The sequence below is a fragment of the Denitrovibrio acetiphilus DSM 12809 genome (assembly GCF_000025725.1).
GTDB lineage: Bacteria > Chrysiogenota > Deferribacteres > Deferribacterales > Geovibrionaceae > Denitrovibrio > Denitrovibrio acetiphilus.
Window position 1 is genome coordinate 2,807,702 of record NC_013943.1, and the last position, 21,288, is coordinate 2,828,989.

At 39.2% G+C, this 21,288-nt stretch carries 19 protein-coding genes and 2 pseudogenes; 8 read left to right on the forward strand and 13 right to left on the reverse strand.

The window, feature by feature from the left end; genetic code table 11:
* Window positions 1–131 precede the first annotated feature (131 nt).
* On the forward strand, window positions 132–1,853 hold the full coding sequence (locus tag DACET_RS13330; protein WP_041229986.1) for an ATP-binding protein: 1,722 nt from the start codon (window positions 132–134) through the stop codon (window positions 1,851–1,853).
* On the opposite strand, the gene DACET_RS13335 is transcribed toward DACET_RS13330, so the two are convergent.
* From DACET_RS13335 to DACET_RS16045, 3 genes are all read right to left on the reverse strand, one after another.
* Window positions 1,850–2,677, reverse strand: a complete 828-nt coding sequence (locus DACET_RS13335) for a hypothetical protein (RefSeq protein ID WP_013011895.1) — start codon at window positions 2,675–2,677, stop codon at window positions 1,850–1,852. The two genes, DACET_RS13330 and DACET_RS13335, sit on opposite strands and share 4 nt — an antisense overlap.
* Window positions 2,678–2,744: 67 nt before the next feature.
* Window positions 2,745–4,025 carry a hypothetical protein gene (locus tag DACET_RS13340; protein ID WP_013011896.1) on the reverse strand — a complete coding sequence of 427 codons (1,281 nt, stop codon included), beginning with the start codon at window positions 4,023–4,025 and terminating at the stop codon, window positions 2,745–2,747.
* A 67-nt stretch (window positions 4,026–4,092) separates the two neighbouring features.
* A protein-coding gene (locus DACET_RS16045; RefSeq protein WP_430640263.1) for an IS3 family transposase occupies window positions 4,093–5,273 on the reverse strand; the annotation gives its coding sequence in 2 pieces (ribosomal slippage) (window positions 4,093–5,003 and window positions 5,003–5,273; 1,182 coding nt in all).
* A gap of 119 nt (window positions 5,274–5,392) precedes the next feature.
* Here DACET_RS16045 and DACET_RS13355 point away from each other — a divergent pair.
* From DACET_RS13355 to DACET_RS13370, 4 genes are all read left to right on the forward strand, one after another.
* Window positions 5,393–6,301: a helix-turn-helix transcriptional regulator gene (locus tag DACET_RS13355; protein WP_013011898.1), complete on the forward strand. Its 909-nt coding sequence runs from the start codon at window positions 5,393–5,395 to the stop codon at window positions 6,299–6,301.
* Window positions 6,302–6,360: 59 nt separating this feature from the next.
* The gene (locus DACET_RS13360; RefSeq protein ID WP_013011899.1) at window positions 6,361–6,669 is read left to right on the forward strand and encodes a hypothetical protein; all 309 of its coding nucleotides are present in this window, start codon (window positions 6,361–6,363) and stop codon (window positions 6,667–6,669) included.
* A gap of 130 nt (window positions 6,670–6,799) precedes the next feature.
* Complete coding sequence (locus DACET_RS13365) at window positions 6,800–7,039, forward strand: helix-turn-helix domain-containing protein (RefSeq protein WP_013011900.1); 240 nt, start codon at window positions 6,800–6,802, stop codon at window positions 7,037–7,039.
* 1 nt (window position 7,040) lies between these two features.
* The gene (locus DACET_RS13370) at window positions 7,041–8,363 is read left to right on the forward strand and encodes a type II toxin-antitoxin system HipA family toxin (protein ID WP_013011901.1); all 1,323 of its coding nucleotides are present in this window, start codon (window positions 7,041–7,043) and stop codon (window positions 8,361–8,363) included.
* A 9-nt stretch (window positions 8,364–8,372) separates the two neighbouring features.
* On the opposite strand, the pseudogene DACET_RS16780 reads toward DACET_RS13370, so the two are convergent.
* From DACET_RS16780 to DACET_RS13385, 4 genes and pseudogenes are all read right to left on the reverse strand, one after another.
* Window positions 8,373–8,480, reverse strand: a pseudogene (locus DACET_RS16780) (SEC-C metal-binding domain-containing protein); the annotation flags it as partial.
* Window positions 8,481–9,156: 676 nt separating this feature from the next.
* Window positions 9,157–9,367 (reverse strand): annotated as a pseudogene (locus DACET_RS16725) (virulence RhuM family protein); the annotation flags it as partial.
* Between the two features lie 61 nt (window positions 9,368–9,428).
* Window positions 9,429–10,466: a virulence RhuM family protein gene (locus tag DACET_RS13380; RefSeq protein ID WP_013011903.1), complete on the reverse strand. Its 1,038-nt coding sequence runs from the start codon at window positions 10,464–10,466 to the stop codon at window positions 9,429–9,431.
* A 22-nt stretch (window positions 10,467–10,488) separates the two neighbouring features.
* Window positions 10,489–11,646: a Fic family protein gene (locus tag DACET_RS13385; RefSeq protein ID WP_013011904.1), complete on the reverse strand. Its 1,158-nt coding sequence runs from the start codon at window positions 11,644–11,646 to the stop codon at window positions 10,489–10,491.
* Window positions 11,647–12,089: 443 nt separating this feature from the next.
* On the opposite strand from DACET_RS13385, the gene DACET_RS13390 reads away from it, so the two are divergent.
* On the forward strand, window positions 12,090–12,422 hold the full coding sequence (locus tag DACET_RS13390) for a helix-turn-helix domain-containing protein (RefSeq protein ID WP_013011905.1): 333 nt from the start codon (window positions 12,090–12,092) through the stop codon (window positions 12,420–12,422).
* Entirely contained in the window at window positions 12,416–13,690 is a 1,275-nt protein-coding gene (locus tag DACET_RS13395) for a type II toxin-antitoxin system HipA family toxin (RefSeq protein ID WP_013011906.1), read from the forward strand. Before DACET_RS13390 ends, DACET_RS13395 begins: the two co-directional genes overlap by 7 nt.
* A gap of 40 nt (window positions 13,691–13,730) precedes the next feature.
* Here the strand turns inward: DACET_RS13395 and DACET_RS13400 are convergent, their stop codons facing one another.
* The 5 genes from DACET_RS13400 to DACET_RS13420 all read right to left on the reverse strand — a co-directional run bounded on the left by DACET_RS13400 (window position 13,731) and on the right by DACET_RS13420 (window position 17,681).
* The gene (locus tag DACET_RS13400; protein WP_052293538.1) at window positions 13,731–14,915 is read right to left on the reverse strand and encodes a Fic family protein; all 1,185 of its coding nucleotides are present in this window, start codon (window positions 14,913–14,915) and stop codon (window positions 13,731–13,733) included.
* Window positions 14,916–15,029: 114 nt separating this feature from the next.
* Window positions 15,030–15,383, reverse strand: coding sequence for a hypothetical protein (locus tag DACET_RS13405; protein ID WP_013011908.1), 354 nt, complete (start codon window positions 15,381–15,383; stop codon window positions 15,030–15,032).
* Between the two features lie 39 nt (window positions 15,384–15,422).
* On the reverse strand, window positions 15,423–16,220 hold the full coding sequence (locus DACET_RS13410) for an HD domain-containing protein (protein ID WP_013011909.1): 798 nt from the start codon (window positions 16,218–16,220) through the stop codon (window positions 15,423–15,425).
* The gene (locus tag DACET_RS13415) at window positions 16,213–17,373 is read right to left on the reverse strand and encodes a tyrosine-type recombinase/integrase (protein ID WP_013011910.1); all 1,161 of its coding nucleotides are present in this window, start codon (window positions 17,371–17,373) and stop codon (window positions 16,213–16,215) included. Before DACET_RS13415 ends, DACET_RS13410 begins: the two co-directional genes overlap by 8 nt.
* Window positions 17,373–17,681, reverse strand: a complete 309-nt coding sequence (locus tag DACET_RS13420; RefSeq protein WP_013011911.1) for a hypothetical protein — start codon at window positions 17,679–17,681, stop codon at window positions 17,373–17,375. The genes DACET_RS13415 and DACET_RS13420 overlap by 1 nt, the downstream gene beginning before the upstream one ends.
* A gap of 139 nt (window positions 17,682–17,820) precedes the next feature.
* Here DACET_RS13420 and DACET_RS13425 point away from each other — a divergent pair, with 139 nt between their 5' ends.
* A complete protein-coding gene (locus DACET_RS13425) occupies window positions 17,821–18,051 on the forward strand; it encodes a hypothetical protein (RefSeq protein ID WP_041229989.1) in 231 nt (76 codons plus the stop codon).
* Window positions 18,052–18,080: 29 nt separating this feature from the next.
* Here DACET_RS13425 and DACET_RS13430 read toward each other — a convergent pair whose 3' ends face one another.
* Window positions 18,081–21,221 (reverse strand): type I restriction endonuclease subunit R, encoded by a 3,141-nt coding sequence (locus tag DACET_RS13430; RefSeq protein ID WP_013011913.1) that lies wholly within the window; start codon window positions 21,219–21,221, stop codon window positions 18,081–18,083.
* Window positions 21,222–21,288: the final 67 nt, after the last annotated feature.

Consider the following 21,288-nt stretch of genomic DNA (forward strand, 5'->3'; position numbering starts at 1 on the left):
TGGCGGGAAGTGTCCGAGCTCCGCTAAGCTGTCCGAAGGCCGATACAGTGTCCGGCGAGCGCTACAGTGTCCGGCGAGCGCTACAGTGTCCGAGCACCGATAGACTGTCCGGCGGCCGCTATGGTGTCCGAATGTTTCCGCTACGGTGTCCGACGGGAAAACGCTACGCTGTCCGAGTCACGCCGCTACGAGCAGTTTTTTATCATCGACTTTTATCAGATATACAATTTACTAAAAAGATAATAACTGGTGACCAATACCCTGATGAAATCTTATATCTTGAAAAAGAACTCAATTTATCAAAAGCAGAGGCAAAGGCATTATTGCTAATGCTTGCCTATAAGATTACGGCCAACATCGAAGATTCTGATAGTTATAATGAATCCATCGAGATGAAAGATGTCAAAAAGAGATTGAACCTCTCTGCCGGTGAGTACCATCGTCTAATGAGCACAACAACCGCATTAGTTGAAAAACAGATGCTTGTTTATGAAAATGGTACAAGTAAGCGAACAGCCAGCCTTAGGCATACCGATTTCTTTCCGGAATACGATATTCATCCAGTGGTTACTAACTTTGTAATCACTGGAGAGCATCCAAAAGACGAGGTTGATTACAGTAATCTATACTCAGTGCTAAATTATTTTAGTAAACTGCTGTTACAGCTTGAGGATGAAGAAATTACAACCTACAAGTTGTTGTTGGAAGTAAAATCTATTTCTCAGAAATGCACTGACAATATCCCATTCAGTCATTTGCTGCGCAGGCTTAATACTGAAGAACAGACACTCCTTTTATATATGAACCTGAGATGGACTGAAGGCATAGAAGAGATCAGTCTAGTACGATATTTGCGTGATATATACATCACACTGACAATGAGTAGCGATATGAGACATAGCATTGCAGAGGGTAAAATAAAACTAATCAAAGAAGGCTACCTGCAAATTGAGGAAAATGACTCATTCAAGTCTGATGCTGATTTTTCTTTAACGAAAAAATTCAGGGATGAATTTATACATACTTCGGTAAAAGCAAAGGAGAAAGAGTTTTCAAGTAAATTCTGTACTTTGGTTAAGCACGAAGAGATAAATCAAAAGCTTGTATTCAGTGGGGAGCTCGAATCTGAAATTACGGAGATATCTAAAGCTATTGGTCGTGCGAAATATAAACAGCTTAAAAAACGTTTAAAAGATAAGAAGATGCCAATGGCTTTTACATGCCTGTTGCACGGTGCCCCAGGGACAGGCAAAACAGCGTCTGTTTATGAAATAGCAACCAAAACAAAAAGGAACATTCTGCATGTAGATATCTCTGCTATAAAAGACATGTGGGTTGGGGTAAGCGAGAAAAACCTTAAAAAGATTTTCGAGAGCTATTATTCAGCTACAAAACATTTTAAATATGAACCAATCTTGCTTTTTAATGAAGCTGACTCACTTATCAATAAGAGAATTGAGGCTAACCATAGCGTTGACCACATGAATAATGCTATGCAGAACATTTTATTGGAAGAGCTTGAAAAATTTGACGGAATACTCTTCGCAACAACAAACCTGACAATGAATATCGATAATGCTTTCTCCAGACGGTTCCTATACAAGGTGTATTTTGATGTACCTGATGCTTCTCTGAGAGCAAAGATATGGCGGATGAAAGCACCTCATTTAAAGGCTAAAGATACTGCTCATCTCGCGGAATTCACACTCTCTGGAGGCGAAATAGATAACGTCTGTAAAAGAATGCTGGTCGAGTCTACCATATTTGATAAATCTCTAGGAATCGATGACATCGTTAAGCTGATCAAATCTGAAATGTCATTAAAACAAGAAAGCACTCGAGTAGGGTTTTAAATTTGTGCTCTCGCTATTTTAGGCTTTTCAAATATTTCAAATGTAATAAATGGTTCAGTGCAAAGTTCTTTATTCTGAATATTTTTTAGGTAGTCAGAAACTTCTGCAAATTTAACCGCATCGTATTGCTCTGAATCCACTTCGATCATAAACAGCATGTTGCACCCAGATTGTCCTGGGCAATCAACAAGCTTAAGACTTTTGATATTATACCCATACTTATCAAGACGATGAAGGATCTCGTAAGTTTCTAACATGGAAAAATAATACCTATTTTCAATTACTTTGCTCGGTATTAAAGCATTTCGCAAAACATAATCCATAGTAGAGTTAGGCTTGTAAAGACTGAGGATTATATCTTCTTTCTGTATTTCTTCCAGTGCGATAGAGACAACAGCCCGACCTGCCGTATATGTAATTGATTCGAACTCTATTGAGTATTCTAGGTTGATTGTCTTGTCAGAACTATATCTGTCGATTACTTTTACTTCATATACAAAGCAGAAGTTATTCTTAACGATAATCATCACATAAGGGTGTAAATGATTATGATTAACCCCTTGCTCTAGAACTTCAACTGCTGGAAGATTAAGGTAGTAATCTCCAACAATACAACTTTCATTCTCTAAATCCAGATCAGTACAAACATCAGATTCTAAATTAGAGATACATGCTGGGTTTAAATTATTCGATATCGCCAGAAAGAACTCTACACCAAAGCCTTGCGTGTGAACTTGAGTCAATATCTTTAAAGTGTCTCTTTCGCTATTAAAATAATTCTGCCTAAGAACGCGGCATAAACTCCTGCTAAGACTTGTACCCATATAAACCTCTTAAGTATTTATATGAGCATAACAAATCAGGGCGACAATAAGTGTCACCCACTCAGTATTAAAACTTTATATAAACTTTTTCAGATTCACAGCATAATTCAGAAACTTCTGAAGCGTCACTGAAAGCAGCTTGCACTTCACTGAAACTATACTCGTTCGCTCTAATTTCAAGTATGCTAGATCCATGAAACTTACTAAGCAATGTATCTATAGGCCTTATAACATTCGCAACTAGCTTTTCTTTATTTGTAATATCAAACAAGGGAATTACAAATGCCCAACCATTAGAGTTACAATCATTAAAAGTTGCTAATCTACCACCAATAATACGTGGAGCTGAGTATATTTCATCCTTAGCAAAGTCAAAGTTGATCTCATTATAAGACCATTCTGAGTCGTTACCATCAGGATAAAACAATATCGTGACAAAAGGCTTTTCAAAATTTGAATGATAGGCACCTGACTCGTCATTATTGAAGAAAGATATCTTAAAACCTAGTAATCCTGTCCTCCTTTTACCAAAATCAACCTTTATATTAAACAAGAACCCACTTTGAAAGTTGTAATCTATATCATCACCTGGCTCAGTTGAGACATATTCAAGAGTTCGTTGTCCATTGGAAAGCTGATCCAAAGAAAAATCTATCATCGCATCTATTTGTTTCTCAACTTCCTGAATGTACTTGAAGTAAGCAGATAGCCCGTGTGTATCTGATAATTCTTTTAATTGCTCATCCATATCAAACCCTCTGAAAATTATATTTGATCGATAAATCATTTCTACATATTGAATAAAAGAATGATTTTCTTTTACATAACTAAATGTCCTAGCTAAATCATCCCATGTAATATTCTCTGCATAAGGCTGTAAAGTTGCTTTTGACTCTTGAGTAATATACAACACCTTAGTTTTTGTATTTGGGTAATTACTTGTGAATTTTTCATAATACTCCTCAATTTGAGAAGGTATTTTTTTTATTTCACCATCAACCTCTGTCTCTTTAAATCTTGACTCTGGCGAATTCCACTTAGCCTCGAAAATTACCATGTATTCACCTTGATCAGTTACAACCTTAAATAAGCCATCAAGCTCTAACTTACCAATTTTGTACCACGGGAAAAACACTACATCTTTAATATTAAGTTTCAGTCTAAAAATATTTTTTAACAACAGAGCAATAATTCTATTTTTCTCAGCACTATCGAGTTGATTAAAAGAATAGCTAAATATTGCTGTCAAACCATCTTCACTTACATATACTCCTTTTTTAAAAGTCTTTATTACCAATTTTTTTTGCATCATAAGAGCTAGTAAGTCATTTTTAGGTAATTCAGACATTAAGACCTCCATTTAATATCAATTTCCTAATTGACCTAGGTCGAGTTTTTTAGACACCATAACTTTATCATTTAGCGTAACGCTTCGTCAATTCTAATCGAGCATATGCAGTAGGTGAAAGATTACCAAGACTGGCATGTCTTCTCACTCGATTGTAAAATATCTCAATGTATTCCTGAATCTCAGCCTCTGCTTCCTGACGGGTAGAATATCTCTGATGATAGATCAGCTCATTCTTCAGCGTACCAAAGAAGCTTTCCATCGGCGCATTATCGTAACAGTTGCCCTTACGACTCATTGAGACCTCGAAACCAAACTGTTCCAGCAAGGCTCTGTAGCTCTTTGAGCAGTATTGCGACCCCCTGTCGGAATGATGGATGATGCCAGCAGGAGGGCGTTTCAGCGATACCGCACGGAACAGAGCACGACCAACGAGGTCTTGGGTCATTCTGGAGCTCATAGCATAGCCCACAATCTCTTTATTCCATAAATCCTTTATCCCAGCCAGATACAGCCAGCCTTCGTCTGTGGCGCAATAGGTAATGTCAGATACCCATACCTGACAAGGACCGGATACTGAGAATTTCTGGTTCAACAAATTCGGTGCAACAGGGTGATTGTGCTTTGAATTCGTTGTCGCCTTGAATTTCTTCACCTGCTTACACCGAAGCCCCATCTCTTTGCGCAGACGCTTGATGCGATGAAGGCTTACTTCTATGCCATGCTCATCTCTCAGCTCGTCTTGAAGCTTCTCTACGCCATATGTGCCTCGCCCCTTCTTGTGAGCCATCCTGATAAATACTTTAAGCTTCTCATCGTCCTGAGAGCGTTTAGAGGCTTTACGGTTAATCCAAGAGTAATAGCTACTCCGGGATACTTTCAGGGTTTTACAGATTGCTGTTATAGGGAAACTGTTTTCCCTGTTTAAAGCCTCTACTTGTGCGTACCTTTCTGAGGCTCTTGTGCAAGGTACGCCATAGCCTTTTTTAAGATTTCTCTCTCCAGGCGAACCTGTGAAAGCTCTTTCTTAAGGCGGGAGACCTCCGCCTCCAGTTCTGTTACTGTTCGGCTGCCTGATTTATCTTTCAGGCTACCTTCCTTATGCTTCTTAATCCAGTTACGCAGCGTCTGCTCAGATAAACTGAGTTGACGGCTTACCTCTGCTACTGAAAGACCTCCGTTCAACACTAAAGAGACTGCTTCTTCTTTAAAGGCGTGGGTATAGAAACTTCTCGGTAATCTCTCCATGGACTTCCCTCCGGTTATATTATTTATACCAGATATGGTGTCCAATTTTCCCGACCTACCTCAAATAGATTATACATTGTTATATAAATAATGGTATAAAAGTTTACCAAAGGTGGATTATGAATAAACTAAACGTTGCCTTAGGGCTTTTCAGAATGCTTAGCGAAAATAGAGAGATAAATGCCCGAATGGTCGCTGAATATTTCGAAGTGAGTAAAAGGACAGCCCAAAGATATCTAGAGGAGATTTCATTTCTTCCCTCCATACATAGAGATGAAGAAAGATACACCTATTCACTTACAGAAAAAGTTACACTCTCTGACTCTCTACTCAAAAGTGCAGAGATGTCATTCTTAAATGCTGTACTCGGTTATGCAAAGACAGTTATGGGAGAACAAAACTCCCCTATGCTCGATAAGATTTCTAAAAAGATTCAGTATGCAGGGAACTCCACCCATCAAATCATTAGTTCTCCAGTTATAGACTATGACATAGTAGCCGAAAATCATATCAAACTAGAAGAATACATTGAGAATAAACTCTTAATTTCATTTTACTATGAAAAATCTGACAAGAACTACACCGTTGAGCCATATAAAATAATTCTACACAATGGTTTCTGGTATCTTGCTGCTGGACATAATAATACTCTCAAGAAGTTTGTACTTGAGTATATTCAAGACATTAAATCTTCAGGAGAAAACTATTCAGAAATTCCACAAGAGTTTGCAGAAATACTTTCATCGGCTAAAAGTATGTGGTTTGAACAGGGCGAGAACACTAAAGTAACTGCCCATATAGGTGATGTTGCTGCATCCTATATAACAAGAAAGCCTTTTCTCAATAATCAAAAGATACTAGAAGAACACAGAGACGGCTCGATTACAATTAAATTTGATGTAGCAAATGAGATCGAACTATTACAACTCTTATCTCCATGGATAGAGTATATTTCAATAATAAAACCTGATAATTATAGGAATTTTTTCAAAGAGATAGGACAAAAGATAGCTAAACAAAACTCCTAATACCTGCGACATATACTGTCACATCATGTCTGTATACTTTATATATCTAAGGAGGCGACATGAATTTCAATGGACATTTTTCAGCAGAGATAATTAATGGAAAAATAAAATTCCCACAAGACTTACTCAAAACCTGTAATAAATTCAGAATGTACTTGCATGATAATGCTATTATCTTAGCCCCACACACTGAAGAAATTAACACGCCAGGATACTCAGAAAAAAATCCACTTTGTGAGGTTACTATTATTGACACACTTACTCTCCCTAAGGAAGAAATCACTCAACTGACCAGCAATGACAACAAAGAAGTGATCATTGTAGGGGCGGGAAAAGTTATTGAGATCCATGTTGCATCAATTTTATAAACCAAAGCCCATCTTGACAATATACGCCACACCGGATAATATAAAAATATACGGCAAAGCGGATAAATATATAATATACGCTCTAGCGCAGACCGAGTATTTATAGCCTGAAGCATATAAGGAGTCTAGCATGAATCAGGTCGTCAGTTCACCATCAATATTAGGGCAAGCTATTAAAGCAGCAAGACTTGAAGCCAAACTTACACAAAGTCAACTTGCTGAAAAAACTGGTCTACGACAAGGGACAATATCTGACATCGAAAACGGAACTCAAAGAGCCAAGCTGGATACTCTATTCATAATACTGTCAGCCTTAAACTTAGATATGCACCTGCAACCAAAGTCCACCAATAAAATGAGCGAGTGGTAGTATGGGGCGTAAAAAGACATCTGCAACTTTAAAAATCCTCATGAACGGAATGCCCGTAGGCACTCTTGAACGTAGCTCATCCAATATGCTAGAGCTTATATACGATGACCAGTGGCTAGAGTCCGACATACGCAGACCGATATCACTATCGCTCTCCTTGTTCAGCAAGAAACACAGAGGAGACGCAGTACAGTATTTCTTTGACAACCTGCTCCCTGATAATCAACAGATACTAGACAGGATACAAGCACGCTATAAAATAGGTAAATCTAATGCTTTTGACATCTTAGCCGAGATAGGACGTGACTGCATCGGAGCTATCCAATTGACACCAGCCGAGATCGTTGGAGATATCCACCAGATAACGTCAAAACCACAAAGTGAAGCAGACATAGCCGACACTCTGAAAAACTACAGACTCAAGCCCCTTGGCATGGGAGAGGATGAAGATTTCAGAATATCCCTAGCGGGCGCACAGGAAAAAACAGCCTTCCTCCTGCTTGAAGATAGATGGCACCTGCCGACAGGTTCAACACCAACGACACACATATTTAAGCAGCCAATTGGCAAGATAGAAGCGAATAACATCGACCTTTCGGAAAGCGTTGAAAATGAATGGCTATGCCACCTTATTCTGAAAGAGTTCGGTTTGCCTGTGGCGAACATGGCAGTGCATACATTTGAAGATACCAAGGCATTAGTTGTGGAGCGTTTCGACAGGCAGTGGGCATCAGATGGTTCATGGATCATGAGACTGCCTCAGGAGGACTTTTGTCAGGCTAGCGGTACATCTCCTGCTTTAAAGTACGAATCCGACGGAGGGCCAGGAATAAAGGATATAATGGCACTGCTCCAAGGTTCATCAAAAGCGGATAATGACAGGTATACATTCATGAAATCCGTCTTTCTCTTCTGGGTGTTAGGCGCAACAGATGGTCATGCGAAGAATTTCAGCATCTTCCTTGAGCCCGAGGGGCGCTATCGACTCACTCCACTTTACGATATACTCTCCGTCTACCCCATTATGGCAAAGAAGCAGATCCATCCGAGCAAAGTAAAAATGGCGATGTCAGTAGTAGGCACAAAGAAGAATTACCTTTGGGAACGAATACATGTTGATAACTGGATACGCACAGCTGATGCATGTAACTTTTCAACAACAGCCATGCGAGAGATAATAGAAGACGTTTTAGGAAACATGGATAGTGTCATTGAAAAAGTACAAACACAACTTCCTAGTGATTTCCCTGCTCATATCTCTGAACCAATCTTTCATTACATGCAGGAAATCAAAAAGAAGTGCGTAAGTGACTTAGCTTCTTAATATAATGGTTCATAGATAAACAACTTTATCATTCCGACCGCAGCACTTCTTATATTTTTTCCCGCTACCGCAAGGGCATGGTTCATTCCTGCCGACTTTCTCTTTTTTTACTGCTGGCTCGCTTGCTGGTTTTGGAGTTTTTGATAAGCGTATGGTGTTTGCAGCATCATTCATCATGATCAGATTAGTCATTATAAATACTGCAATCTGCCTGTAATAGGCTGCCCGCTCACCTTTTCTGGACAGGTCAGCAACCGCCTCAATAGCAGTTCCGCTCAGAGCATCGCACATCTCTGCATGATTGTGGATGTCATGATTCTCTAAAACCTCTTTGCTGAGCGTCATCGCTGCAAGCTCTTCCTCATAACAATCGAGGATAAAGTCAAAACTATCCCTGCACTGATTTAAAAGATCAATAAGTCCTTTTTTCTTTTGGTATTCAATAGCGCTGTCGACCGCCTTTTCTGCCAGTTTTACAGCATCATCAATGAAGTTTTCATTTTCAGACATAAAGAAATCAGATACAGCATTGTAACTTTCCATAATCATTGAAGCTGCTTTCTGTGCATCAGTGTTATCTTCTAACTGAATCCCACTTAACAGCTCTGAGATCATACCGTTAAGATGCCTTGCCGGATTAAACCTTGAGGGTAGGATAACTCCCTCCATGCTTAAAATTAGTATTTCATACAGTCGTATCTTGTATTTGTTATCATGAGGGAAATCCATTAAATCCACTAAGCGCTTCTTTTTCATATCACCTAATCCTTATTTTCAAGCTCATTAAATACTAAACCGCTCGTTCGGAATTGACCTTGCAGCTAACCGCAATAATGGCTGACAGGTTATAATGGTTTGTATTGTAGTTTTTTCTGTCTGCTGCAGCTATTCGAAAATTTCGAATAACTGAAGTCTCCTCAAGCTCACTGTCAGAGAATACTTTATTCAGGTGGTGGTTTATCGTATAACACTCCCATCATTTTCTGAGTAAGCCCGATATTTTGGATATCTTCATTGGTCCAAAGAGAAAAATTGACTCCGAATGGTAAGCTTAAACTATTTTATTCACTTACCTTTATCTTCAATTTCATGCAATACTTTATCAAAATCACTTTCAAAGAGTTTGTCCTGCACAATACGATACTTCTCAAATTCACTCTCAGCATGATTTTTTGCAACTTTGCCAGAGATTCTTCCTTTATCTTGAAGAACCTCTCTCTCGTCAAATTCAAGAAACATATCCAAACGCTCAGACCAATCCTGCATTGTCATAGGGATTTTTCTTTTTGCTCTGTTTTCAGCTAAATCCAGAAAGGCATTTACTATTCTACCCAGAGAATCAAGCTCGTCTTTGGAAAGATAGTTTTTAGCAACAGATACATCCGACTTGATGACTTTTCCATCAGGAGCATTTTCCCATGTTTCAAGCCCCATGTTAGGCTCTTTGCTATCTGCACGCTTCATGATTAGTTCAGCCGCTGTATTACCGTGTATAGCATAATGTAATTTATTTTGAACTTTGGAAAAGAACTGTTGGGTTGTCGGAGCATCCCTATTATAATCAACACTTGTGGCATAGATATCAGTAACCTTCTGGTAGAAACGGCGCTCGCTTAGGCGTATTTCACGTATTTCTTCAAGCAGGCGCTCAAAGTAATCTTCTCCGATAAATGAGCCATTCTCCATCCGTTTTTTATCAAGCACATATCCTTTTATGGCGAACTCACGGAGAACTTTAGTTGCCCATTGCCTAAACTGGGTGGCCTTTATCGAATTAACCCTATAACCAACGGATATTATTGCATCAAGGCTATAATAATCAAGATTTCTTGATACTTCCCTTTCTCCCTCTTTTTGAACTATTAGGAATTTCCTAATAGTTGAAATTTCATTTAATTCTCCACTTGAAAATATATTCTTTAAATGCTCATTGATCGTAGGCACTGTTACATCAAATAACTGAGACATCATTTTTTGAGTTGCCCAAATTGTTTCGTCCTCATATCTGACTTCAATACCCTGATCTCCGCTTTGGCTTGTAAAAATAAGGAATTCGGCTGTACTGTTTCTAATCAGTTGTTTTGACTCTCTATCTGAACTCATAAACACACCTATTGATTTGTTCCTATTCTGTCCCTTCATTAAGAATAGAGATGTATTCAGCATAAGCAAATATTTTATGCCTTTGTTTGCCGGTTGTCTCTTTAACAATACCAAGTGACTCTAACATGGCAAGACTACGTATGACTGTAGGTAAAGATATTCCACAGGCTTCCTTTATCTTTGCGGTATTCGTCATAGGATGATTCTGCATGTAGTTATGAACTGCAATAACCGAAGCATTTGATTTGCCGGACTCATATATACTAGCCCTGTCCTTTTCAATAACTAAAGTTATTCTCTTTGCTTTATCAATCGCTTCTTGAGAAGTTTCAATAACCCCTTGCAGGAAAAATTTAATCCATGACTCCCAATCACCTGTAAGTCTGACATTTTGCAAATGTTTATAATACTCTTCTTTATTTATCTTAAAATATAAACTCAGATACAAAAGAGGTTCTTTAAGAAGTCCCTCTATGCAAAGGATGAACGTAATAAGCAACCTTCCAAGACGTCCGTTACCATCAAGAAAAGGATGTATCGTCTCAAACTGAACGTGAGCAATAGCTGCTTTTATCAGCACAGGCATAACATTTTTTTCATCGTGTAGATATTTTTCAAAGTTATCCAAACACTCCATAAGGCTTTCAGGTGGAGGAGGTACAAATTTTGCAACTGAGGGATGTAGGCCGCCAACCCAGTTTTGACTCTTTCTGAATTCACCTAGCTGCTTTGTACTGCCTCTTGAGTTTGTCATAAGCTTTTCATGTATTTCTTTAATTAGCCTTAAAGACAATGGGAACTCACTCAATTTCTCAAGACCATAATACATCGCAGATACATAGCTCGAAACTTCAGCAACATCATCAATTGAAACGCTAGGTAACTCGTCATTTTCAAACGTTAATAAGTCTGATAACGAAGATTGAGTCCCCTCAATTTGAGATGAAAGTACTGCTTCTCTTCTAACATACATATATAAAAAACGCGCAGTATCTTGAAAAACCATATTCATGCTATCCAATCTACCGATTGCAGCTGTAGCCTTATCAAGTAGGGGATAAATTTCACTCATATCGATAGGAGGCTCTGGAGGCAGCAGATTAGGGATATAGGCATTATACGGTTTCCCACCGACAACCGAACCTTTAACATATCTGCCAATTCTTTTGCTTTTGTCCATAACGACCCCTAGCTAACGTTTTTATCGATTTATGTTACTTAAGTTATAATAAGTAACGTGCAAGTTATTTACAAGCCAGAACTTGTATGTAAGTAACGTTTTTTGCGAATTATGTTACTTGGCAAAAAATAAGTAACACGCATGTTACCAAAGCAAATGTCGTGATAATATACCTTATGACAAACACTGACGAGCTGATAATCAAAATTCTTAAAATCAGAACAGACTAGAACAGAGGGCGCTGGTCGGAATCAACATATAATTGCTCTCCGTATAAGCCCGCCCTTTTACTGTCTATTATAGACCTGATAGAATCAGTTCGTAGAGCCTTGCGAACGAGTCTATACAAAAGGTATTTTTTTACCTGTTATGCTCTATATGTGATACAACTAGTAATTTTTTACCTATTGACACCAGATACTGTTCTTTATATATTCATTACTATGAACATGTACAAGATGACAGACAACAACATACTTATTGAACTGGGCAGGCGTCTCAAACAGGCCCGAATCAATAGAAACCAGACTCATAAAGAGCTGTCTGCCAAATCCGGCATTTCTATCAAGACAATCCAAAATATAGAGAATGGCAAGTCTGCCTCTCTGAAAAACATAATATCAATACTAAGAGCACTCAATCTTCTTGATCAGCTTGATAATTTTTTACCTGTACAAAAAATAAGTCCTATCGCGCTCGCTGAGATGAAGGGCAAGAAGCGTCAACGTGCTTCTTCCAAATATGATAAAAAAGATGACGAGGATGCAGAATGGTAGAAGTGGCAACTGTACATCTTTGGAACATGAAAGCAGGGGCAGTCTCATGGGATGATGAGAGAAATGTTGCGTCCTTTCAGTATTATCCTGAATTTATACGGCACGAGCTGGATATTTCGCCTATACATATGCCTGTCTACGGATCTGAAAACAACATATACGAATTTCCAAGTTTACCTATGGATACTTACTATGGCTTACCGGGACTACTTGCTGACTCATTGCCTGACAAGTTCGGCAATACCATTTTAAATGCATGGCTTGCCCAACAAAGCAGAACCCCGGCAGACATGCTTCCAGTTGAAAGGCTTTGCTATCTTGGCAACAGAGGCATGGGTGCGCTGGAATACACTCCGGCTATCTATAAGAAAACAAAAGCGGAAAAAATAGATATTGAAGAGATGACAGGCGTTGTTGCTGATATTTTAGCGATGCGTCAGGCACTCAACACAAATACAGGCTCGAAAGGCGTGGTTCAAGATATCGTTAGCGTTGGCACTTCCGCAGGAGGAGCTAGAGCAAAAGCGGTTGTTGCGTATAACCAACAGACAGGTGATTTATATTCAGGACAGCTCAAAGCACCGAGAGGGGCGGAACACTGGCTTTTGAAGTTTGATGGCGTCAATCCTGAAGGCGATCCTGAAGGTTTTGGCAGGGTAGAGTTTGCTTATTATCAGATGGCGATAGCATGCGGTATCGAGATGACTAAATGCCATCTATTAGAGATAGGCAAGCACGCCCATTTCATGACTAAAAGGTTTGACCGCATCGGTAATGAAAAATTACACCTGCAGTCGCTTTGCGGTATTGCACACTTCGATTTTAATAACTCTTCAGCATATGCGTATGAGGATGCTTTTCAAATAATGAGAAATCTAAGGCTCACTTATTCCGATGCCGAGCAGCTGTATCGAAGAATGATTTTTAATGTGCTTACGTATAATAGAGATGACCACACTAAGAACATCTCTTTTTTAATGGACAAAAAAGGGAAATGGAGTCTTTCTCCCGCATACGATATGACTTTTTCATATCGACCTGACAGCCCTTGGGTATCCAGACACCAAATGTCAGTAAACGGAAAAAGAGAACGCATTACTACTGATGATTTTCTTGCTGTTGCTAATGGTATGAATATAAAAAAGCCAAAGGAAATTATAGAACAAATATCAGGGACCGTGCATCAGTGGAAAACATACGCTAAAGAGGCTGGCGTCGAACCAAGCATATGCGAACAGATAGAAAAATTAATTAACGGAGATAGGTGATATCGTTACATTCGATGTGTTATAGTAAAGTACATCTCATTTAGCCAAACAAACCCGGTAACCAGTATTCTTTCGCTTCTTCAGAAATCGCCAAACGAACAGGTGCTTTCTTATCTATGGATTGCAACAGACCTCTTTTAAGAAGCTCGGATAAAGTTTTACTGGCAAGAGCACGGCTTACGCCCATTATTTCAGATACTTCACCACGACCAAACTCGCCTTCTTTAACAGCACAAGACAAAAGTTTAAATGACTTTGGATGCAGTTCGCCTTTAGCAATCAGGACATTTGTATGTGCCTCTATACGACCAAGAAAACCATCCTGATCTATGAGCCTGCCCATAAAATCTATCTGATCTATACAGCACTGAAGAAAGAATATGCAAAACTCCTGCAAGCCAAACAAAGACAAATTACCCCTGCCGTCTAAAGCTCCGTCTCTTTCACTATCAGCTTTTGCTAGCATTCTCTTATACTTCTCAGAATCTCTAGCCAATCCTCTTGAAACAGACCAAAGGTCACTGCCAACACCAATTTCTTTAAGATACGCATGACTAAACAATCGTGCCACCCTGCCATTGCCATCTAAGAAAGGGTGAATCCACAAAAGCCTATGGTGTGATGCTGCCGCGGCTGCAACCTGCTCATGTCTACCCAGCTTGCTGATTGAATATGCACTGCAAAATCTATGAGCGAAAGAATCCACGTCCTTATAAGGCACACCTATGTGGTGCCCAACAATAACGTCTCTCGTTCTATATTCGCCGGGAATAATAGGTATGCGTTCCTCTGCCTTATCATCTACGACAAACTTTAACGACTCTGGCAGATTTTCATAAAATGCACGATGGATCCACTTGATAAAATCTTCTGAAACAATCTCTTCAAACCCATGCTCTCCATAGTCTATGGTTCTTTGCACTTCTATATGGGCAGTTGCCTCAAGCTGAAGGTCGCGTGTTTCAGCGACATTAGAAAACTCACCTTTCAGCGCATCTTCAATATCTTTAGGTTTGGTAGGATGCCCCTCTATCAGGTTGCTGTAATAACAGTTCATAAGACGCACCTGATCTCCAATAAGCGAGAGGACTTTTGGGTTTAGTTTGCTTTTCAGCAAAACAGACTTTTCCCGAAGTTCTGCTATCAGGTTATCAATATTGCGCCTTTTTTCTGCATTTTTGCCATCTTGAAGAGGCAACATAGGTTCTATACCTGCTAAGCTCATATAGACATAATAATAGACATAAATATAAATTTCAATTTAATTAAATTTAATTTTGCATTACAGATATATACAGGACGACTATCTAGAACATTAGACAAAAAATTAGACATAAATCTAGATCTTCCCACGCAAGCTTAAAACTATATCTAACACTATTGCTGAAACAAAGATTAATCCAGCAATCAATGTATGCAACTTTTCTGCCTGCACCAAATTAATTAATAATATTGCATTAAGCACGTGCAGGAAACGTATCGCCAGTGATTTGGCTCTCTGATACGCAGCATTTAGAGGCATAAATATCCATGACCAAAGCACAAACGAAACCATCAAAGCTCCCACAAACATAATCTGCTTTAGCAACTCATTTGTACTTAATTCAAAACTTAGTCGTACCACATAAATCAACACAAACAGCATCAGCACTTTTAAAAGGTTCTTAACATTCACTTCTGGAATCTTAAACATAATAATCTCCATAAGTATTGCTCACATTATAAATTCTCACTATACAACACCCAGTCCTTCTATACTTGCGCTGAGACTATCCAAATTCCTAACGATATTTGCCTCAATCGAAATAGGCTTCACTTTGCTGCTATAGTGGTGGCTCAAAATGATATTAACAAGCTTTTCTTTTAAATTTACAGGGAAGTCTTTTAAGTCACATACCTTGTTTAAAAATAATTCAGCCCCCATAGTGACATGACCAATTTTACGCCCTCTATCTGTCATGAACATATCATACCCTTCAACCTTGTAACACAGAGCCTTGCCTATATCATGCAGAAACAGCCCTAACAGAAGAGTACTTTTATCAATATCATACTTAAACAAACTGCTCTCACACAAACTCAAGCCAAACTCCATAGCCTCCACCGTATGAACCAAAAGACCTGACATATGAGCATGGTGGCTGTTCAAGCTAGCAGGGACAAGAAAAAAACTGCTTATAATATCTGGCTCCCTGTAAATACTCATGAATACTTCATGACAGTTATCCTCACTAATGTACTTAATGATTTCATGAAACCTTGTAGTATAATCTACATACAACTGTACAAAACTGATCATCAGCCTTTGTACGCTAATGAAAGACTTACCGTCGTTTACCATTCTAAAGCCATAAAGACTAACGGAGTCAGTTTGATCCAAGATTTTAAGACAATGAGCTACATCATTATAGCAATAGGCTATTTCTGCCCCTTGTTCCCCTTCAACAATAATCCTCAGATATTCAGCACCGTTTTTACTTATCCTAAGCGTTCTATCAATTACCTTAAAGTCTCCTAAAAATTTATTCATTATCCTCTCCTTTAATATTTGAATATATGCCACCAATTATTGAGCCGTCTTTTCTCTCTAGGCTTGGAATATACCGAGTGTACGTTGTTAAAGTTGTTTTAAGGTTTGAGTGCCCCAACATACGGGAAACCCATAAGATATCCTCACCGTTTTTAATCGCCATAGATGCGAAAGTGTGCCTAAGCTGATACGCTGGGCGAGATACTATATTTTTCAGCTTTAGTACCCTGTGGTACTTTTGCCTGAAATTTTCCCAACAGATTCTTCGATTAAATTCATTTACAAAAACGTATTCACTATCAATACCTTTATCTAGTTGCTGTAGTAGCAGAACTTCCAGAGGCTCAGTCATATCGATATCCCTGACACTGCTATCTGTTTTCAGAAGTGTTTCTTCACCAAGGACAAAACCTTCACGTATTAATATTTTTCTATTTTCCCAATCGATCTTATCCCACTTCAACCCGACAACTTCGTTCGGGCGACAGCCGGAAAATGCAAGGAAGGCCACAAAACTCTCATATGCAGGATACTTTTCAGCAAAGCCAACTAGTAATCTAGCTAGCTCTTCTTGGTTGAAGGGTTTAATATCTACCTTCTCGTTTCGGAGGTATTTTACTTTCTTGAACGGTGACTCTTTCAGATGACCCTCTTCAACAACTTCGTTAAAGAATGAACGTACCGAACGGAGCTTTCTATTAACCACAACATTGCGGTTAACCTTTGACATCACTGTCATCATCATACGAATATCTTTTTCTGTGATATCACCAAGAAGCTTATGTCCAATATAAGGCGATATGTGATTCCGATGAAAAGAGAGCATCGTCCGCCTTGTATTTTTTGCTATATGAGTCTTATGGTCGATCCACTCCAGATACAGCACATCAAATGTTGCCGTCAGGAACCTGTCAACCTCCAATTCTTCCTTAGGCTTTTGAAACAATCCAAGCCCCGGAAATATCTGTTTAAAGTCGACTTCTCCGAGTCCAAGCTTCTCTCCTTTGATGGCACCATCCAGCAAGTTAATTTTTGCTTCGAGTATTGCTCTATTATGAGCTGTGTTGCTCAGACCAAGATATACTCGCTTCCTTTTCCCTCTGTACGAGAAGTCTATATAAAGAACGTCTTTATCAACTCTTATAGATGCCATTATGCACTCCTTAAGTGACCAGCGAAGTTCTTGCTCAGATAGCTTCTACATGCTGACCACTTGCAGATGATCTTGCCCTCTACTTTGAAGTAATGCACTCCTTCCATAAGCCTGCCTCTGCTGATCAGCTTTCTTGTGGCTGAATCTGAGTACGGCCAGTCTTTATGCTCACCAATTTGCTTAATGGTTATAAACTCCGCATCATCCGCATTTGCCTCAGCCGAGAAATTAGACTCGATTTTCTCAAGCTTACATTTCATCTCATGGATTGTTGAAACCAGTTCATCCAGTGTTTGCTCCAGAAACATAACGACCTCCTTTTATCGTGTATCGGAATTCCGACTGCCATAAAGAGAAGATATTACGGAATTCCGATTATGTCAAGCATAAAAAATCGGTATTCCGAATTTGATTGATTTTTGATTTGAGATGTGTGACTATAATGGCATGAAAGATGCGCACTATATTGTAAAAATAAAGCCTGAATATGTTGATGAAATTAAGAAAAAATTCAACACCACAACTCTTGGCAAAGCACTTAATTTTGATACCGCTCATAAATTACTAAATGGTAATGCCAATATTAATCTAAAAAACTTCTGTAAATTATGTGAACTGATGGAATGGGACTTACCTGAATATCTTGAAATACAAATTGAAAGCGACCAAAATAACTAGTCATTAATTCCAGCTATGAATGTATATTATTACCTATACTTTTTAAAATTCTCAGCCTGCTCAAAGATTTCTTTATAAACCTCGTCTCTGTCTACTGGCGGATAATCATTTTCCGCAAGCAGCACAACCAGGTCAGCTTTAAGCTCCGCCTTTATGTCAGTTCTCTGGCTCCAGTCTGTGTACTTAGCTTTATCATCCACCACTTGCTTCACTTCTTTTGCCAATGCTAGAAGCTTATCTTCTGGATAGGTGAAGTCATATTTGATCGCTAGAGCCTTCAGGATGTCATAGAAAGCCTTTTCTTCAAAATCTATTCCCATTTCGTTGAAAGATTCTTTCTCTTTCTTAAGGGCATTATATAGATCAATGATCTCATCCGTGAAATCTTCCAGGACGCTGCTGACAAGGATACTATCTTCCTTGCGTTCGTTATATTTATCAACTAGGGCCTTAAACTTTTTAGAAAAATCTGTCCCTTTCATTTTATTAATTTTCTTAAAGTCATTGATTGCCTTTGTAAGAAGCTGCTGCAGTAACTTAATCTTGGTATTAGGCAGCTTTATCTTGTCAATTTTCGCCATATAATTATCATCAAAGATGTCGATTTCCTGCCCCTGATCCTCACCGAGCTTCAGTATCTCTTCTACCCCGTCACTTTGCAGTGCTTCTTTGATCATCTTCGTCACAACTGCATTCATCTGTGCGGTGTCCGGAGCGTCACCCTTGGTCAGCTTGAAGACGATAGACCTCACAGCTAGATAAAAGTGAATAAGGTCTCTTTCTGCCTGAGAGAAGGCATCACTGCCGCAACATATATCATATGCCGCCTTCAGCCTTTTCACTAAATACATGAAACGCTTTTCAAGCTCCTGCGTCACCTGGACAAACTCAGCTGCCATATTCAGACAATGAAGCTGTTCAAGCGCTGAACCCTGAAAATACGGTATGGTATTGAATTTATGGAATATCTTTGACAATAAATCCAAGTGGTCTTTGACTACCACAATGGACTGCTCAATCTCTTCAATGTTTGACTGGTCAGCTTTTGAGTATATAGCAAGAGCCATATTCATTTGACTCTTGATACCTATGTAGTCAACAACCAGCCCTTTTTCTTTCCCCTCATATTTCCTATTCACACGGGAGATAGTTTGTATCAGGCTATGCCTCTGAACTGGTTTATCGATATACATAGTATCAAGAAATGGTACATCGAAGCCTGTGAGCCACATGTCTACAACAATGGCTATTTTGAAATTGGACTTCCCATTCTTAAACTGACGGTCAAGCTCTTTCCGGTAGTCTTTGCTACCTAGCATATCATAGAGCTCTTTAGGGTCATCTTTACCTCTGGTCATGATCATCTTGATACGTTCCATAGGTTTGATTTCTTTCTGCTCTTTCTCGGAAAGTTCCACGCCTTCTTCACAAACTCTTACTTCTGCCCATGATGGCCGAAGTGCTACTATTTCCTTATAAAGCATGTAGGCAATTTGCCTATTGCTGCAAACAAACATAGCCTTGCCTTTAACGGTCGAACCTTCTTCCAATCGTTTTTCGTAATGCTCTACAAAGTCCACAGCTATGGCTTTTATCCTGTCAGGGTCTCCGAGGATACTATTCATTTGGGCGGTGGCTTTCTTGCTTTCTTCTATCTGATAATCGCTGGCGCCTTCCTCGGCGCATTTATTGTAGTATTCTTCAATCTCTTTAAGCTTGCTGTTATCCAGAAGCACTTTTGCCGCTCTTCCTTCGTAGACTATGCGAACAGTTATCTCGTCCTGAACAGACTCGTTCATGGTATAAGCATCAACAACCTCGCCAAACACATCTAGTGTCGCATCAATAGGCGTCCCGGTGAATCCCACGTAGGTAGCATTAGGCAGAGAATCATGGAGATACTTGGCAAAACCGTATGTCTTTCTGACACCGTTTTCTGTAATCTTGATTTTCTGGTCTAGATTCACCTGACTGCGGTGAGCCTCATCTGAGATGCAAATTACATTGCTTCTGTCAGTAAGTAGTTCGGTATCTTCAGTAAATTTATGTATAGTTGTAAGAAACACGCCTCCGCTATCACGACCTTTTAACAAGTCACGGAGGTGCTGCCTGCTCTCAACACTTATTACGTTTTCATCGCCAATATACTTCTTCCCACCGGTAAATTGGCCAGAGAGCTGATCATCAAGGTCAGTGCGGTCGGTGATAAGGACAATTGTAGGGCTGGAGAAATCCAGACTTTTCATAAGCAGTCTGGTGAGAAACAGCATGGTAAAGCTCTTCCCGCAGCCGGTAGCTCCGAAGTATGTACCGCCTTTTCCGTCTCCATGCGGGCGGCGTTGTTTGAGTATGTTTTTGTACAGCTTAGTCGCTGCGTAATATTGCGGATATCGGCAAAGAACTTTTTCTTCTCTGGATGATGAGTCAGGGAAATAAATAAAATTCCTTACTATTTCCCTCAGCCTATCTTTATCAAACATCCCGTTGATCATAGTAAAGAGGGAATCAATTCCATCTTTCTCTATGGACTCATCTCCGGTTATCTTCCGCCATGAATAATAAAATTCATAAGGGGCGAAAAAGGAACCGGCTTTATTATTTACTCCATCACTGATTATGCAGAAGGCATTATATTTGAAGAGCTCTGGGATGTCCCTTCTGTAGCGTACTGTTAGCTGTATGAAAGCATCATGGACAGTAGCCTCTTCTCTTATGGCGCTTTTGAACTCAAACACCACAAGTGGCAAACCGTTTATATATAATATCCCATCAGGGATTCGCTTTTCATAGCCAACAATCTCAAGCTGATTAACTACTTTATATATGTTTCTATCTTCTTCAGAATAATCTAGAAGTTGAATGAACAGGTCTTTCTTGGTACGGTCTTCACGCTTAAACGAAAATCCGTCAGATATCATCCTTATTATAGTTTTGTTGGTTTCATATAGGTCGGAGGCAGGAAAAAGTTCCAACTGGCGGATTATGGTTTCTATCTCTTCACTGGTTATGCTTTCACCTGAATATCTATCTGACAGATAAGCTCTGAGGTCATCTTTGATAATTACATCCGACAGTTCACGTGCAATATTCTCACCCGGGACATACTCGTAACCTTTCTGCCCTAAGAGCTCAATAATTGCCTTCTCTAGTTTGTCTTCAGTGAATTTCATGTTCTATCCTTATCAACAGCTTATATGCCGTACTTTCTATTTCTAGTACCGAGGATGGTATTGCTCA